Raw genomic sequence first — 14899 nt, 5'->3', positions numbered from 1 at the left:
TCGCTTTTATCAACAAGGTATGGGGGCTGCAACCCTTATTCGGTCTATCTCCTAGACCTTTTTGTCACCCCCCCAGGAATCCTCAATGACCTTTGCGATCGCGTTGTAGCCTCCTAGCCTAGTGTAGAGAGAGCTTCCTAAAGAACCTTGTGCAATCAGATCTGTAGTTACTTTTTCTGCTGATTCTTGTGCTGACATCGCCGGCGTAGAACGAGCGAAACTAGGGCTTAATCTGAAAGTAGTCACAACTATGACTGTGATACAAATTAATGTCAACAACATTGCCAAAGATTTACTAAGTTTCATTGAAAAATTTCCAATTGTGATGGTAATATGGTTAATTGAATCTTCAGCACTAAGTGATTTACAGATACATAGGCTTAAGAAGCAGGAAGCCTAAGTCTAATCTCAACTAAACTTAGTCTTTCGCTCTGTGCGATCGTAAAAAGGCGAGGGTAAAGAGCGATCAATCTTCACATCATTTGATAACTTTAGGATCAAATTATCCTACGGTAGATTTTGTAATATTTCTTAGATAAGTCAGCATTTGCTGATTGATTGACTTCACATCGTGTTGGGTATTGTCAAAATGCGGTTAAACAAGTTGCATCGCAGCTAAAAGCTCAGGTTAAAAGTGCTACGATTTAATCGAAGTTGTTAATCTCCGGTTAGTTTTGTGACCAGAGCCAGTGTCCCCATTGCAGTCAGCCCCATAATTAAGAAACTTGTGCAGAAAAAGGCGCTACCAACCTGACTAAGGCTGAAAGAAATTATCTCTGTCGGGATGCTGGCGATTGATGAGTTGGACGAAAAACGCTTGCAATAATTGGCTGATAGGGTGCATCAGATGCAGGTGAATGGGGAGATTTGAGGGATAAGGGCGATCGGGCTTTTGGTAGAGTGAAAAAGCCGATCGACCCTCAAGTCACTTATGCGATCGAGTTGCCCTCTAAAATGGGTTTACGTGCAATGAATGCTGCATGAGATTTTGGCAAGTTGTACTCACCATAACTACGTAGGATTTGAACTTGAAAACCTACGTGATCGAGTGCTTCAACAATATCTTTTGCCTTGTACAACCGCAAACTGTGTATTTCCTCATCTCGCCTGTAGATTTCCCCTACTTTACGAAGAGTAATGATGCGGCGAATTAAGGTTTCATTCTCTTGATTTTCTTCCTTCTCAACCAGAACAATCCAATCTTTTCCTTCCGTGAATCCTTTGGTTGTGTTTCCTGCTACAATCTGTCCGGGTTCTGCAATGTCAAAGATGAAAACACCGCCCTCGGTTAAGGCGTGATAAATGCGACGGAAAAATTGCACCAAATTTTCGCGATCGTTGTCGGCATCAAACAGATAATTCAGACATTCGCCGATCGAGGTGACAGCATTACACGGTGGGATATCAGTTTTAAACAGCGACTCAACTCGAAACTCGCCATCTGGCACTCTGTTTCGGGCAATGGCAATCAAAGACTCAGAAATATCAACTCCCAGAACACGATAACCAGCCTTTCTGAATTCTAGTGCTGATAATCCGCTGCCACAACCCAAGTCCACGACTAAACCTTCTTGTAGCTTGTTTTGGGCCAAGATATTCAATATACCAGGGGCAGATTTGAGAGCATAATCGCTATGCCCAACATCATGAATATATGCGAGGTCTTCCTTATACCACTGTGCCATGACTTCGTTCCAGCAGACTAACTCACAAATTTAGTTGCGATCGCACTTTTATTCCTGCTTGACAGACTCAGCCAACCGCTTCGCATTGTCCCGTCGGTGAACATTAATCGAACTGCATTTTGCTTCGACCCATCGATCTTATCCCATCTGTTACATCCGTTACACAATCTGTTGCCGAACTTCCTTCTGCTATACAAAAAAATCCCCCGCCAGAAGGCAGGGGATTTCATTTAATTACCTAGAAACCAGAGTTCAGAATTACCCGAATTTCCCGGCTGTCGAGGCAATTACAAAGGCCGCGTAAGTGAGGACGTTGCCCACAGTAAAGTGAACTAAGCCAACCAAACGACCTTGGACGATCGACAAAGCAACAGGCTTGTCTTTCCAGCGAACCAAGTTAGCCAAAGGAGTGCGCTCGTGAGCCCAAACCAAAGTCTCGATCAACTCTTGCCAGTAACCTCTCCAAGAGATCAGGAACATGAAACCAGTTGCCCAAACAAGGTGTCCGAATAAGAACATCCAAGCCCAGACTGACAAGTTGTTAGTACCATACGGGTTGTAACCGTTGATCAACTGAGAAGAATACAGCCAGAGGTAATCGCGGAACCAGCCCATCAGGTAGGTAGAAGACTCATTGAACTGAGCCACGTTACCTTGCCAGATACCGAGGTGCTTCCAGTGCCAGTAGAACGTTACCCAAGCTAGGGTGTTCAACATCCAGAATACAGACAGGTACATGGCGTCCCAAGCAGAGATGTCGCAAGTACCGCCACGGCCGGGGCCGTCGCAAGGGAAAGCATAACCGAAGTCTTTTTTGTCCGGCATCAGCTTAGAACCGCGTGCATCCAGAGCGCCCTTGACCAAGATCAAGGTGGTGGTGTGCAAGCCTAGTGCGATCGCGTGGTGAACCAAGAAATCGCCAGGTCCGATTGCCAAGAACAGAGAATTAGTACCGCTGTTAATCGCATCCAACCAGCCTGGGAGCCATACGTTGCCGTAGTTTGGCCAAGCGGTAGAAGCAATGCTGTCAGGGTTAGACAACAGCACGTCCATGCCGTAGAGAGCTTTTCCGTGAGCAGCTTGGATGAACTGTGCGAACACTGGTTCAATCAAGATTTGCTTTTCAGGAGTTCCGAAAGCGACTACAACGTCATTGTGAACGTACAAGCCGAGAGTGTGGAAGCCCAAGAACAGCGACACCCAGCTCAAGTGAGAGATAATCGCTTCTTTGTGCTGCAACACGCGATCGAGTACGTTGCCTTTGTTTGCTTCAGGATCGTAGTCCCGCACCAAGAAGATAGCTCCGTGGGCGAAAGCGCCGACCATGATGAATCCAGCAATGTACTGGTGGTGGGTGTAAAGCGCAGCCTGAGTCGTGAAGTCCTTACCTATAAAAGCGTAGGGGGGCATCGCGTACATATGCTGTGCTACCAGGGAGGTAATTACGCCCAAAGCAGCGAGGTGAAATGCCAGTTGGAAGTGCAGCGAGTTGTTGTAGGTTTCATACAAGCCTTGGTGAGGCAAGTTGAACTGCCCTTCACTCTTGCCGCCGACCAAACCAGCCTTAGAATCCAACATCTCTTTGATGCTGTGACCGATACCGAAGTTAGTCCGGTACATATGACCGGCAACGATAAACAGAACTGCGATCGCCAAGTGGTGGTGAGCGATGTCTGTCAGCCACAGGGATTCTGTTTGAGGGTGGAAGCCACCCAAGAAAGTCAGAATTGCGGTTCCAGCGCCTTCGGAAGTACCGAAGACATGGTTCGCTGCATCTGGATTCTCGGCGTATACGCCCCAGTTACCAGTGAAGAACGGAGCCAAACCGGCCGGGTGAGGCGGGGTAGACAAGAAGTTGTCCCAACCTACGTGCTGTCCGCGAGATTCGGGGATAGCAACGTGAACCATGTGACCAGTCCAAGCCAAAGAGCTGACACCGAACAAACCAGCCAAGTGGTGGTTGAGGCGAGATTCAGCATTTTTGAACCAAGACAAGCTGGGGCGGTACTTGGGCTGGAGGTGCAACCAACCTGCGAACAGGAAGACAGCCGCCAGTAGTAACAAGAAGATAGCTCCTTGATACAGGTCGGCGTTTGTCCGAATCCCTTGGGTGAACCACCAATGGTAGACACCAGAGTAAGAGATATCCACCGGGTTAGAAGCGCCCCCTTGAGTGAAAGCTTCTACAGCAGGAGCGCCGAATTGCGGGTCCCAAATCGCGTGAGCGATCGGGCGGACGTTTAGAGGGTCTTTAATCCACTGTTCAAAGTTACCTTGCCATGCTACGTGGAACAGGCTGCCCGAAGTCCACAAGAAAATGATTGCTAGGTGGCCGAAGTGAGAAGCAAAAATCTTTTGGTAAAGATTTTCTTCGGTCATGCCATCGTGGCTTTCAAAGTCGTGTGCTGTGGCAATCCCGTACCAGATCCGCCGTGTGGTCGGGTCTTGGGCAAGGTCTTGGCTAAATTTTGGAAATTTCGTTGCCATAAGCCTTGATTAATCCTGAATCCTGAACAAAATTGAAGGGATTCGGTTCGGAGTTTGGATTCTCGATTTGAGATTCCTCCCAAATCGAGAATCCAAAACCTAGGGGTAGTTTACCCTACCGAAATGATTCGCGCTAGGAAAAATGCCCACGTAGTGACAATTCCTCCTAGGAGGTAGTGAGCTACACCCACAGCCCGACCCTGAATAATGCTCAGAGCACGAGGCTGAATCGACGGAGCTACCTTGAGCTTGTTGTGAGCCCAAACAATCGACTCAATCAGTTCTTGCCAGTAGCCACGGCCGCTGAACAGGAACATCAAGCTGAAGGCGAAGACGAAGTGTCCAGCTAGGAACATCAAACCGTAGGCCGACAGTGCCGAACCATAGGACTGAATTACCTGAGAAGCTTGCGCCCAAAGGAAGTCCCGCAGCCAGCCGTTAATCGTGATCGCACTTTGTGCGAAGTTGCCACCGGTAATGTGAGAAATTGTGCCGTCTGGCGATACTGTTCCCCACACGTCCGACTGCATTTTCCAGCTAAAGTGGAAAATCACGATCGAGATGCAGTTATACATCCAGAACAAGCCTAGGAACACGTGATCCCAACCAGAAACTTGGCAGGTGCCGCCACGGCCGGGGCCGTCGCAAGGGAACCGGAAGCCCAAGTTGCCTTTGTCAGGAACCAAGCGAGAACTGCGTGCAAACAACACGCCTTTCAAAAGAATCAGGACTGTAACGTGAATGGTGAAAGCGTGGATGTGGTGGATCATGAAATCCGCCGTACCCAACTCGATCGGCATCATCGCTACTTTGCCGGCGACGACTACTGCACCGCCCCCAAAAGCGTGGCTAACGATTTCCGTAGCATTAGGCGCTGTTGTGCCCGGAGCCAAAGCGTGGATGTTTTGCACCCACTGGGCAAATATCGGACGCAACTGAATCCCGGTATCCGAGAACAAATCTTGAGGACGACCGAAAGCCCGCATCGTGTCGTTGTGAACGTACAGACCGAAGCTGTGGAAGCCCAAGAATATACAAACCCAGTTCAGGTGGGAAATGATCGCATCCCGATGCCGGATCACGCGATCCAACAAGTTGTTGACATTTCCAGCGGGTTCGTAATCCCGAACCATGAAGATTGCTCCGTGAGCGGCTGCTCCAACAATCAGGAATCCGCCAATCCACATGTGGTGGGTGAACAGGGATAGCTGAGTCGGGTAGTCGGTCGCGATGTACGGATACGGAGGCATCGCATACATGTGGTGGGCAACAATGATGCTCAGAGAGCCCATCAGTGCCAAGTTAATCGAGAGTTGCGCGTGCCAAGAATTAGTCAGGATTTCGTAGAGACCTTTGTGACCTTCACCAGTGAAGGGGCCTTTGTGGTTCTCTAGGATTTCTTTCATGCTGTGGCCGATGCCCCAGTTCGTCCGGTACATATGACCAGCGACGATGAACAGCACTGCCAAAGCTAAGTGGTGGTGTGTTGTATCAGTCAGCCACAAACCGCCTGTGGTGGGGTTCAGACCGCCTTTGAAGGTCAGGAAGTCTGTGTATGCGCCCCAGTTGAGGGTGAAGAAGGGGGTTAAACCTTTAGCGAAACTCGGGTAGATGTCAGCCATCAAGCCCGGTGTCAAAATCCACTCGTGCGGCAGGGGGATGTCGGCAACTGTTTTGATCAGCTTGCCGCCGACTGTCAGCGGTGAACCTGCATCGATCGCGTCCATGCAAGCGTTGATTGGCAGCGACACGTGAATTTGCTGTCCCGCGTAGCCCAAGCAGCCGCAGCCCAACAACACAGCCAAGTGGTGGTTCATCATCGATTCCACGTTCTGGAACCATTCCAGTTTCGGAGCGCGGACGTGATAGTGGAACCAACCGGCAAATAGCATCAAAGCTGCCATTACCAGGGCGCCGATCGCAGTGCAATATAGCTGGTATGAGTTAGTGATGCCGTTGGCGCGCCACCACTGGAATAGACCAGAGGTGATCTGAATTCCGTGAAAGCCACCGCCTACATCTGCATTTAAAATTTCTTGACCAAAAATCGGCCAGACCACTTGAGCGCTGGGCTTGATGGCTGTAGGATTTGTCAGCCAAGCTTCGTAATTGGAAAATTTAGCGCCGTGGAAATATGCGCCACTGATCCACACGAAGATTACTGCCAAGTGGCCGAAGTGAGCGCTAAAGATTTTGCGCGAAACGTCTTCTAAGTCACTTGTATGACTGTCAAAGTCGTGAGCGTTAGCGTGGAGGTTCCAAATCCAAGTGGTGGTTTTTGGCCCCTTAGCTAGAGTGCGATCGAAATGACCTGGTTTTGACCACTTCTCGAAGGAAGTTGGAACCGGATTCTTATCGACTACTACCCTAGCTTTTACCTCTCGCTCTGGAGGACTAATGGTCATGAAGACTCTCCTCTCGGTAAGACAAGGAACGAGAACTGAACACTGTACCGGACACTCCCCGCGCTTGATGAGGCGGGGGATTCTCGAAAAAGCCGACACTGCACTACACTTTACTCTTTGCAGAGTTAGACGCAGGTGCATCGTCTCCCCAAGCATTTTGCTTCTGTGAAGAAGCCAGTTTCCCAGTGTCGCTAACAATGTGACTGGGTACTGCCAACTCTTCTCTCCAGATGAGCCGCCGATCGCATCCTTGATTCAGACTTGATACGGCTGCTCCTTTTGAGGGAGTTTTATGAATTATAAGCTTGCTAGAGGAGTATTAATCGCTTGTTAACAATACTTAAAAAAGGCTCAATTCTTGATGTAATAACGCCTTTAAATCCCACAGTCCCTCAAAAAAGTCAAGGGGTACTGCCATTAACTTTACAAAACTCAAAGATAAAGTAATTTAGGAATACTCATTTGTAGATATATGTTTGGAAAAAAGCCTGCGGGAATTAAGAGTCGGAAAGGATGGGTTGCCCGCTGCTGCCTCAATCCTGCCTCCTAGGAGCCTTTGGAATTCATGAGGTGCAATTCCCTAATACTAAATTCATTTTTGGGCTATAGTTCCCTATGAGAAGGCTTCTAGGAGTATGGTTGCGTGATTGGGATCAATTGGCACAGAACGGTTGCAGGCAGGCTGCTGGCATTGTTCGCAGTAGCAGTATTAATTTTGGGTTTAGCAAGTTGTGGCGCGGGCCATCCCGAATTGCCCAAACCAGGGAACAAGAGCGGCTCAGCTACCGCCCCAGTAAACAGAATCTCAGAGGTTTCTCCCCCAGAAGCCATTCAACAACTGCGTCAGGCGCTAGAAATCTACCAGCCTCAAATTAGTATTTTGAATCCAAAACCTGACGAAGTGCTTCAGGATATAAATGTGTCTGTTCAGTTCCAAGTGAAGGACTTGCCCATTTTCAAAGATGCAAACTTGGGTTTGGGCCCCCATCTGCAAGTTTTATTAGACAACCAACCTTATGCAGCAGTTTACGACATCAACCAACCTTTAACGCTCTCCGACTTAGAACCCGGAACCCATACCATGCAGGTGTTCGCCGCTCGCCCTTGGGAAGAAAGCTTTAAAAACGAAGGTGCCGCTGCTCAAACCACCTTTCACGTTTTTACCAAAACAGACGACAATAATCCCGATCGAACATTGCCCCTATTAACGTACAACAGCCCCCAAGGCAGCTACGGCGAAGAACCCATCCTGCTCGACTTTTACTTGACAAATGCCCCTCCCCACGAAGTGGCGCAAGAAAATTCCCAAGATGAAATACTCGATTGGAAAATTCGAGCCACAGTCAACGGCGAAAGCTTTGCGATCGACCAGTGGCAACCTATATATCTTAAAGGATTCAAATCAGGGAAAAACTGGGTACAGCTAGAATTAATTGACGAACGCGGAAATATCGTCAAAAACGCCTTTAATAATACAGCCAGACTGATAAATTACCAACCGCTCGGCCAAGACGCTCTTTCAAAATTAGTGCGGGGCGAACTAACAACATCAGAAACTCGCGCTATAGTCGATCGCACCTACCAAGCCCCCGAACCGACACCAAACCCAACCCCGGAACCGACACCGACACCTGCATTAGAAAAAACACCAGTTGTCCCACCCTCACCTGCGGTTCCAGAAACCCCTGTTACCGAACCCAGCTTAGAGCCAACAGTCGCTCCCGAAGTTGCTCCCATTCAAGTAATAGAACCAACACCGACAGCAACCCCCCAACTCGAAGTGCCGAAAGTTGTTGCTCCAGTTCAAGTAATACAACCGACACCGACAGCAACTCCACAGGTAGAAACCCCCAAAGTTGTTGCTCCAGTTCAAGTAATACAACCGACGCCGACAGCAACTCCACAGTTAGAAACCCTCAAAGTTGTTGCTCCAGTTCAAGTAATAGAACCGACACCAACAGCATCTAGCCAACCAAAGAAACAGGAATATAAAGGATACTACAATCGGTTCCGCAACTTCTTGCGTCAAGAACCGCAACCTACTAATCCTTCAGAGCCACCAACCCTGCCAGAAATAACACAAAAAGCTCCAGTACCAAAAGTAGTCGCTCCCGCGATACCAGAACCGTCTCCCAATCTTGTACCGCCAATGCCACCTGTTGCCGCTGAGACTCCTAGCCAGCCAAACAGCGAATTAGCCCCTCCCGAAACAACCGTTTCCGAACCCGAAAATCAGCCTAAATCCGAACAAAAAGTCGAATTTGCCACCTAACGAAAACTTTCTGCATTCATCTGCGTTGATCCGCGTAAATCTGCCTAAATTGGCGGTCAAAAATAAAAAATTAGGACACTAAAAAATGACCTACCTCGAAACAGCAGCCAAATTCTACAGCGATGTTGCCGAAACACCCCAAATCGGACTTTGCTGCGTCCAAAGCAGTCCCTTGCAATTGCCAGGATTAAAAATTCCCGAACAAATGCAAGAAATGAATTACGGCTGCGGCACAACCGTTCACGCCGCCGAACTTGTCGGCAATCCCTTCGTGCTTTATGTCGGCGTCGGCGGCGGCTTGGAAGCACTACAATTTGCATATTTTTCTAGACACAAAGGAGCCGTTATTGCCGTCGATCCGGTTCCAGCAATGCGAGATGCGGCTGCACGAAACTTGCAAATTGCGGCCCAAGAAAATGATTGGTTTGATGCGAGTTTTGTAGAAATTCGTGAAGGCGATGCTTTTGCGTTGCCAGTGCCGGATGCTTCTGTAGATGTTGTCGCTCAAAACTGCTTGTTTAATATCTTTGAACCAGCGGATTTAGCTAAAGCATTAAAAGAGACTTATCGGGTGTTAAAACCGGGTGGCAGATTGTTGATGAGCGATCCGATCGCAACTCGCCCCATTCCGCAGCATTTGAAGGAAGACCAACGCTTACGTGCCCTGTGTTTGTCCGGCGCTTTGACATACGCAGAATACGTTCAACACCTTGTAGACGTTGGTTTTGGGCAAGTCGAAGTGCGGGCGCGCCGTCCTTACCGATTGCTGGACAAACACAATTATCAATTGGAGGCGGATTTGCTGTTAGAAAGCCTGGATTCGGTGTCTTTTAAAGTGGAGGTACCGGATGACGGAGCTTGCATTTTCACTGGCAAGACGGCGATTTATACGGGGTCTGAAGAGCTCTTTGATGACGGGGCAGGTCACGTTTTGCAGCTTGGAGTTCCGGCGGCGGTGTGCGATAAAACTGCTGGGAAGTTGGGGGGATTGATGCCCGATAAAGTGTTAATTACTGATTCGACGTGGCATTATCACGGCGGCGGTTGCTGTTAGATTTATTTCGGAATAGGGAGGTAGCGTTCACCGCAGAGATAGCTGCCTCTTTCAACTCTTTCTACTGATAGTTATCTCGGAACTGTAACTCATAAAAATTATTCAGAGGAGTTATTGTATGAGTATTTTCGATGTGTTAAATAATATCAGGTTCGGATAATTAGTTATAGTCATTTTAAATAAGTATGAGACACTCTTCATGCACAATAAGCACGAATAACTTCATCAAGAGATGTGCCAGGAGACGCATACATTTTAGCTCTCTTTAATGCACTAAAATCATGCTCAATATCATTTAAGTCAGGAGAGTATTTTGGTAAAAAAAGTATCTGATAGCCTGCTTCCTCCACCAGGAGCCTAATTGCTGTCTTACGATGAATCGGTGCATTATCCATGATTAATATTGATGGTATTGTTAAAGATGGCAATAAATATAAAGCTAACCACCCTTCAAAACTTTCTGCATTAAAGCGGACTGTAAAGACCATAGGTGCAATCAAGTCCTTGTTTCCTTTTCTTCTTCCTGCTACTAAATTTTCTCTTTTTCCGCGTTTTCCTTGTCTATCCCCATATACTTTTATCCCTTTTTTTGACCACGCATAAACACAAGCCTGAAACTCTTCAAACCCTGACTCATCAATAAACACAAAGATTTTACTCCGCTGAAGCTTAATTAAATTTCTCAGTGTTTGGTAGTATTGTATTCTTTCTTCTCTATTCCTTTCTCTATAACGAAATTCTTTTTTTTTCTCGTAATTTTCATTTTCTTTAAGGCATAGCATATGGCACTCGCTCTCACCCCGAATTTCCTTGCTCTTTCTATTAATCTTGCTTCGGGATTTTCTTCTACATCTTTTCTGAGCATTTCCCAGTCTATCTTTCGCTCACGGTGTTCTACCGAGAGTGGCTCGAGGGTCTTCCCTCCCTAGCCATCTGTATATTGTTGCTCTTCCTACTTTAAACAGGGCGGCGGCTTTGGTTATACCCCCTCCATTTTCCACATAATCCACTACTCTTTTTCTTAAATCTAGACTGTATGCCATCTTTCGGCTCCGAGTTAACAATTTTTCTTGATTTTACATCATCTTGCATTTGTCTCACATTTATTTGAAATGACTATAGTATCTCCCAAAATCCCAAGTAGGGAGATATTCAAAGCAATAGAAATGGCGATTCCTGCAAGTGCAATCGAACCGGCGATTACTAAAACAAAGGTTGAAGAGAAACGTCATCGTGCCCTGCCAGCACAACTGGTAGTGTGTCTGGTAATAGCAATGAGTCTGTGGTCAAAAGATTCAATGCGGGATGTCTTAAAAAATTTAATTGATGATCTTAATGAAGCATGGGTGAAAATTGGTAAATATTGGCGGTTTTCCTCTAAATAGGCAATTACTCAAGCCAGACAAAGATTAGGAGCGGGCGTGATGAGACAGTTGTTTCATTCCTTAGTGCGACCAATGGCTACAGTTGAAACAGTAGGAGCTTTTATTAGCGAACTCAGGGTCGTAGTGATAGATGGAACCTGCTTATATCTCCCCTCTGGGTGCTGAAAATGCCCGGGTTTTGGGTCGTCCGGGAAGTCGTCCAGGTACAAAAGCAGCGTTTCCGAAAGCTAGATTAGTTATTTTATTAGAGGCGGGAACACATTTAATATTTGACGCCTTAATGTGTCCATATAAAATGGGAGAAAGAGTAAGAGGGTTAAAGTTGTTACGCTCAGTAACGCCAGGAATGCTATTAATGTGGGATAGAGGTTTACATTCTTATGCGATGGTAGAAGCTACAGTCAGTAAAGGTTGTGAGTATTTGGGGCGAATTCCATGCAACGTTAAATTCTTAAACGCAGCGCAATTAGATGATGGTTCATATGTGAGTTGGATTTATCCATCCGGCAAATTAAGAAAAAAAGGATTTCAGCCCATACAGGTAAGAGTAATTGAATACATGATTGAGGCTCCAGAACGCCCAGAAGCACAAATTAGATCTCGTTTAATTACGAGCTTATTGTCAGCAGAAAAATTTCCAGCGCACTTACTTGCCCGTGAAGATCATCAACGTTGGGAAGTGGAGAATACGATTGATGAACTGACAGTACATTTATTAGGACGAGAAACTCATATTCCTTATCAAAGACCAAAGGAGGTGGTACCATAAATTTATGGTTTACTACTAGGACCGAAGAGCTGTACGGTCATTAATTTTTCAAGCAGCAAGCAACGCAAGCATTTCACCCTTGCGTCTTTCTTTTACTGGAACATTACGAGTTGTTCGTCGTGCGCTCCCCAAATTTTAGCGGTTATAACCACAAGAACTTCCATTTTTTTGAGTTGGTTAACTGGGGAAGTTATCGATCAAATTATACCGGAAAGAGTTCAGAGAAACAACCCAAGAATTGTCAAACAACCTGTTTCAAAATTTCTATCTAAACAAGTTAAACACAGAGGTACTGGAATCATAATGAATCCTCCTGTATTTATTGTTTTAAGCACTGCATAGCCCTTAACTGAATCGTATTGTATTATAAGTAATTACCCGAGCCTGATATAAGCAACAGTCCGGACAGATTTTCGGTCGCTCAAGCTTTGAGAGAGCCGTATTCTAGAAGCTTTTGGTAGTTTGAATTTAATTTAATCAAAGTCGGGTCCAAATCAAACATGGCGATAAATAGTTCTAGTAAGTGCTCATTTAAAGCTTTTCGTTTGAACGACGCTATAGAAAATGAAATAACCTCTGGTGTCGGTTGAGCTGTGACGGTAGCCTCTTGTCTCAAGGTGACTTTGGCTAAATTTAGGGCTGTCAAACTACCATTGACCTGGGCATCCAGGGCATCCAGATTGCGAGATTGGCTATCGACCATTCCGGTATATTGTCTGGCATCACGAAAGATAAACTCAATCTGAAATCGAGCGCGATAATAAGCCAAGATATCGCTGGCGCTCAGATTAACATCGGTGGAAAACAACAGAATATCGCTCTTTCCCCTCAACGAGTCGCACGCTTGCAAACTACACGAATCCGGCGGTCAAGAGAAACCGACCAGACCACGGCAGTCCACAGCTCTGTCCCATCGTCTAAGGTCTCAGTTAACGTGAAATATTTTAATTGTCGCTCCAAGGGGGCAACCTTGCCGTCATAGGTTTTCTGACGACCAGGACCAGACCGACGTGGCCCTTGATACAGATATTTTAAATTCGCGTCTTGTCGCAGTTTTCCAATGGCATTCCACCCCAGGTTCACGACCCCATCCACCCATTTCCGTTTGCTGTAGAAGCTATCAGCAACCACATATTCAACTCGTTTGGGTACATAGGTCTGACAATAGGCTAGATGGCCTAAATAGAAATCGACTCGATTCCCACAGACTTGATGCTCTATTTCGTCGGCTGCTTTCATCTCGGTCGGACAGGCCCGCTTCCGTCTGCTGAGCCGATAACGCATAGGCTGTATTCTGCTCTACATCGACCACTGCCACCACCGACCACTCCAATCCCGTCTCGACTTGACCACTCTTGCCGTTGTAGAACCGATCCTGATTGGGTGTATGACGACCACTTTTTTCATGAAACGTCGCATCCACCACTAGGATTTGAACTCCTTCCCGAGAACCGTGGGTTTGAATCAAATGACTATTCACCGATTTAAACCCAATTCCTCTGTTTAGATTTCGACGAAACGTTCGCTCTGACAGGGGACTATAGCGGCTTAAATTGGTGTAGTTGGCTCGACCACAGACGACGAATAGGCTCGTCAAGAATGCCAGGAGAAAGGTTCGTTGCGGTTTGTGAAATGACTCACTGTGGTCAGTGCGTCCGTTAGAATATTCTGTAGGCTATCCATGGCGCAGTCCTTTTTTGAATCTGACTGTACTTTAAGCCCTGGATAGCTTTCCTCGCCACTACCATCGTAAAAAACTGTCCGGACTGTTGGTTATGGATAATGCTAAAATTTACTGCGGAGAAATGGTGAAAGAATTTATCTAACAGGCAGGAGCAAAGTTAATTTATTTATCTCCTGACTCTCCCGACTTTTCCCGATAGAAAATTTTTGTTCAAAAGTGAAATCTCTGTTAAGAAAACTTAAAGCCAGAAATTATTTAGACTTAATTGATGAAATTACAGATGCTATGCTACAAGTTACTAAAAAAGATATTCATAACTGGTTTGCTCATTGTTGCTACTGTACCTTATGACTATAGTAAACGCTATAATGTGATTTCTTGAACTCCTTGTTTAGATGTAGGTAATTCAAAAGCTGGGATCTTTACCATTCTTTGCAATGTACTATGAGCGACTCGGATTCCTGTGAATGTTTCTAAATTTTTTTTTACTTTTTGATAAGACTCGTTGGCACTGATAATCAGAGCACACTTTTCCATCATTGGAGTGAGTTGACTATAAGGCTTTAACCCGAAATATTCCGCCTGATTGTCTGTAATATTCAGCAACCTGACTAATGATTTTACGGTGCGGCGTCTTCCGGTTTTAATTCCTGATCCTGTTGAAAAAAAAAAGGTAGCTAGTTCGGGCCCTACTTCTTCTAACATTTTCTGATGTAGAGATTTTTCGATACTTTCAAAACTTGAGAGTTCCGTTGGCTCTGTATTTCTGTAAAGAATTTCTGCTGCCCCTTTTAAGTATGCTTTTAGCTGCTGTTTATCTTCGGGTGTCATTTTCTTTGCCTCATCTTTTTTTTTTACGGTTTTACTAGCTTTTTCATTTTAGCTATTTTTTCAGGGATTTGCAAAACAGAGATTCACCCACAATTAATGGTGTCAAGCACATTACCAATCTGACGCAAGAACGATTGTGGATTATCCAATTCTTTGGCGCTCCTTGCCGTAAATATTATCTTCTCTATTGAGCTGCGGTGCCATCTCAATTGAAAAAATTCCCGGACTATCGTGCTACCTGCGGAATGTGGGCTAATACCAATTTTATGTGAAGTTGCATATAATAGAGAGATAGCTTGTATGGTGCGTTTATGAGTCGTAGTTTAA

8 protein-coding genes and 4 pseudogenes are annotated in these 14899 nt (G+C 46.0%); 4 read left to right on the top strand and 8 right to left on the bottom strand.

What is annotated here, in order from left to right; genetic code table 11:
* Nucleotides 1-929 precede the first annotated feature (929 nt).
* The 3 genes from QUA42_RS26665 to psaA all read right to left on the bottom strand — a co-directional run bounded on the left by QUA42_RS26665 (nt 930) and on the right by psaA (nt 6577).
* A complete protein-coding gene (locus QUA42_RS26665) occupies nt 930-1685 on the bottom strand; it encodes a class I SAM-dependent methyltransferase (protein ID WP_333141570.1) in 756 nt (251 codons plus the stop codon).
* Between the two features lie 258 nt (nt 1686-1943).
* Nucleotides 1944-4172, bottom strand: coding sequence for a photosystem I core protein PsaB (psaB, locus tag QUA42_RS26660; RefSeq protein WP_333064854.1), 2229 nt, complete (start codon nt 4170-4172; stop codon nt 1944-1946).
* A 110-nt stretch (nt 4173-4282) separates the two neighbouring features.
* Nucleotides 4283-6577, bottom strand: coding sequence for a photosystem I core protein PsaA (gene psaA / locus QUA42_RS26655; RefSeq protein WP_333064855.1), 2295 nt, complete (start codon nt 6575-6577; stop codon nt 4283-4285).
* A gap of 643 nt (nt 6578-7220) precedes the next feature.
* On the opposite strand from psaA, the gene QUA42_RS26650 reads away from it, so the two are divergent.
* Nucleotides 7221-8849 carry a hypothetical protein gene (locus tag QUA42_RS26650; protein WP_333141568.1) on the top strand — a complete coding sequence of 543 codons (1629 nt, stop codon included), beginning with the start codon at nt 7221-7223 and terminating at the stop codon, nt 8847-8849.
* Nucleotides 8850-8934: 85 nt separating this feature from the next.
* Nucleotides 8935-9903: an arsenosugar biosynthesis arsenite methyltransferase ArsM gene (gene arsM / locus QUA42_RS26645; protein WP_333141565.1), complete on the top strand. Its 969-nt coding sequence runs from the start codon at nt 8935-8937 to the stop codon at nt 9901-9903.
* 197 nt (nt 9904-10100) lie between these two features.
* Here the strand turns inward: arsM and QUA42_RS27940 are convergent, their stop codons facing one another.
* From QUA42_RS27940 to QUA42_RS27930, 3 genes are read right to left on the bottom strand one after another with little or no spacing between them, the layout of a single operon-like run.
* Nucleotides 10101-10550, bottom strand: coding sequence for a transposase (locus QUA42_RS27940; RefSeq protein ID WP_445301378.1), 450 nt, complete (start codon nt 10548-10550; stop codon nt 10101-10103).
* A gap of 35 nt (nt 10551-10585) precedes the next feature.
* Complete coding sequence (locus QUA42_RS27935; RefSeq protein ID WP_445301377.1) at nt 10586-10768, bottom strand: IS630 transposase-related protein; 183 nt, start codon at nt 10766-10768, stop codon at nt 10586-10588.
* A gap of 19 nt (nt 10769-10787) precedes the next feature.
* Nucleotides 10788-10946, bottom strand: a complete 159-nt coding sequence (locus tag QUA42_RS27930) for an IS630 transposase-related protein (protein WP_445301376.1) — start codon at nt 10944-10946, stop codon at nt 10788-10790.
* Nucleotides 10947-11069: 123 nt separating this feature from the next.
* Between QUA42_RS27930 and QUA42_RS26635 the strand changes: the two are divergent.
* Nucleotides 11070-12196 (top strand): annotated as a pseudogene (locus QUA42_RS26635) (IS4 family transposase).
* A gap of 282 nt (nt 12197-12478) precedes the next feature.
* Here QUA42_RS26635 and QUA42_RS26630 read toward each other — a convergent pair.
* Nucleotides 12479-13480 (bottom strand): annotated as a pseudogene (locus tag QUA42_RS26630) (transposase).
* Nucleotides 13481-13826: 346 nt separating this feature from the next.
* Here QUA42_RS26630 and QUA42_RS26625 point away from each other — a divergent pair.
* Nucleotides 13827-14092: pseudogene (locus QUA42_RS26625) on the top strand (transposase); the annotation flags it as partial.
* Between the two features lie 15 nt (nt 14093-14107).
* Here the strand turns inward: QUA42_RS26625 and QUA42_RS26620 are convergent.
* Nucleotides 14108-14572, bottom strand: a pseudogene (locus tag QUA42_RS26620) (ISKra4 family transposase); the annotation flags it as partial.
* Nucleotides 14573-14899 lie beyond the last annotated feature (327 nt).

The sequence above is a fragment of the Microcoleus sp. Pol11C2 genome, from assembly GCF_036701505.1.
Classification (GTDB): domain Bacteria; phylum Cyanobacteriota; class Cyanobacteriia; order Cyanobacteriales; family Microcoleaceae; genus Microcoleus.
The sequence above is the reverse complement of the archived record's forward strand: the minus strand, read 5'-3'. Positions and strand labels throughout refer to the sequence as shown.

What these genes read in the sequence shown, in the direction of transcription:
- QUA42_RS26665 (WP_333141570.1), bottom strand. Translation starts at nt 1,685, where the DNA reads ATGGCACAGTGGTATAAGGAAGACCTCGCATATATTCATGATGTTGGG.
- psaB (WP_333064854.1), bottom strand. Translation starts at nt 4,172, where the DNA reads ATGGCAACGAAATTTCCAAAATTTAGCCAAGACCTTGCCCAAGACCCG.
- psaA (WP_333064855.1), bottom strand. Translation starts at nt 6,577, where the DNA reads ATGACCATTAGTCCTCCAGAGCGAGAGGTAAAAGCTAGGGTAGTAGTC.
- arsM (WP_333141565.1), top strand. Translation starts at nt 8,935, where the DNA reads ATGACCTACCTCGAAACAGCAGCCAAATTCTACAGCGATGTTGCCGAA.
- QUA42_RS27935 (WP_445301377.1), bottom strand. Translation starts at nt 10,768, where the DNA reads ATGCTCAGAAAAGATGTAGAAGAAAATCCCGAAGCAAGATTAATAGAA.
- QUA42_RS27930 (WP_445301376.1), bottom strand. Translation starts at nt 10,946, where the DNA reads ATGGCATACAGTCTAGATTTAAGAAAAAGAGTAGTGGATTATGTGGAA.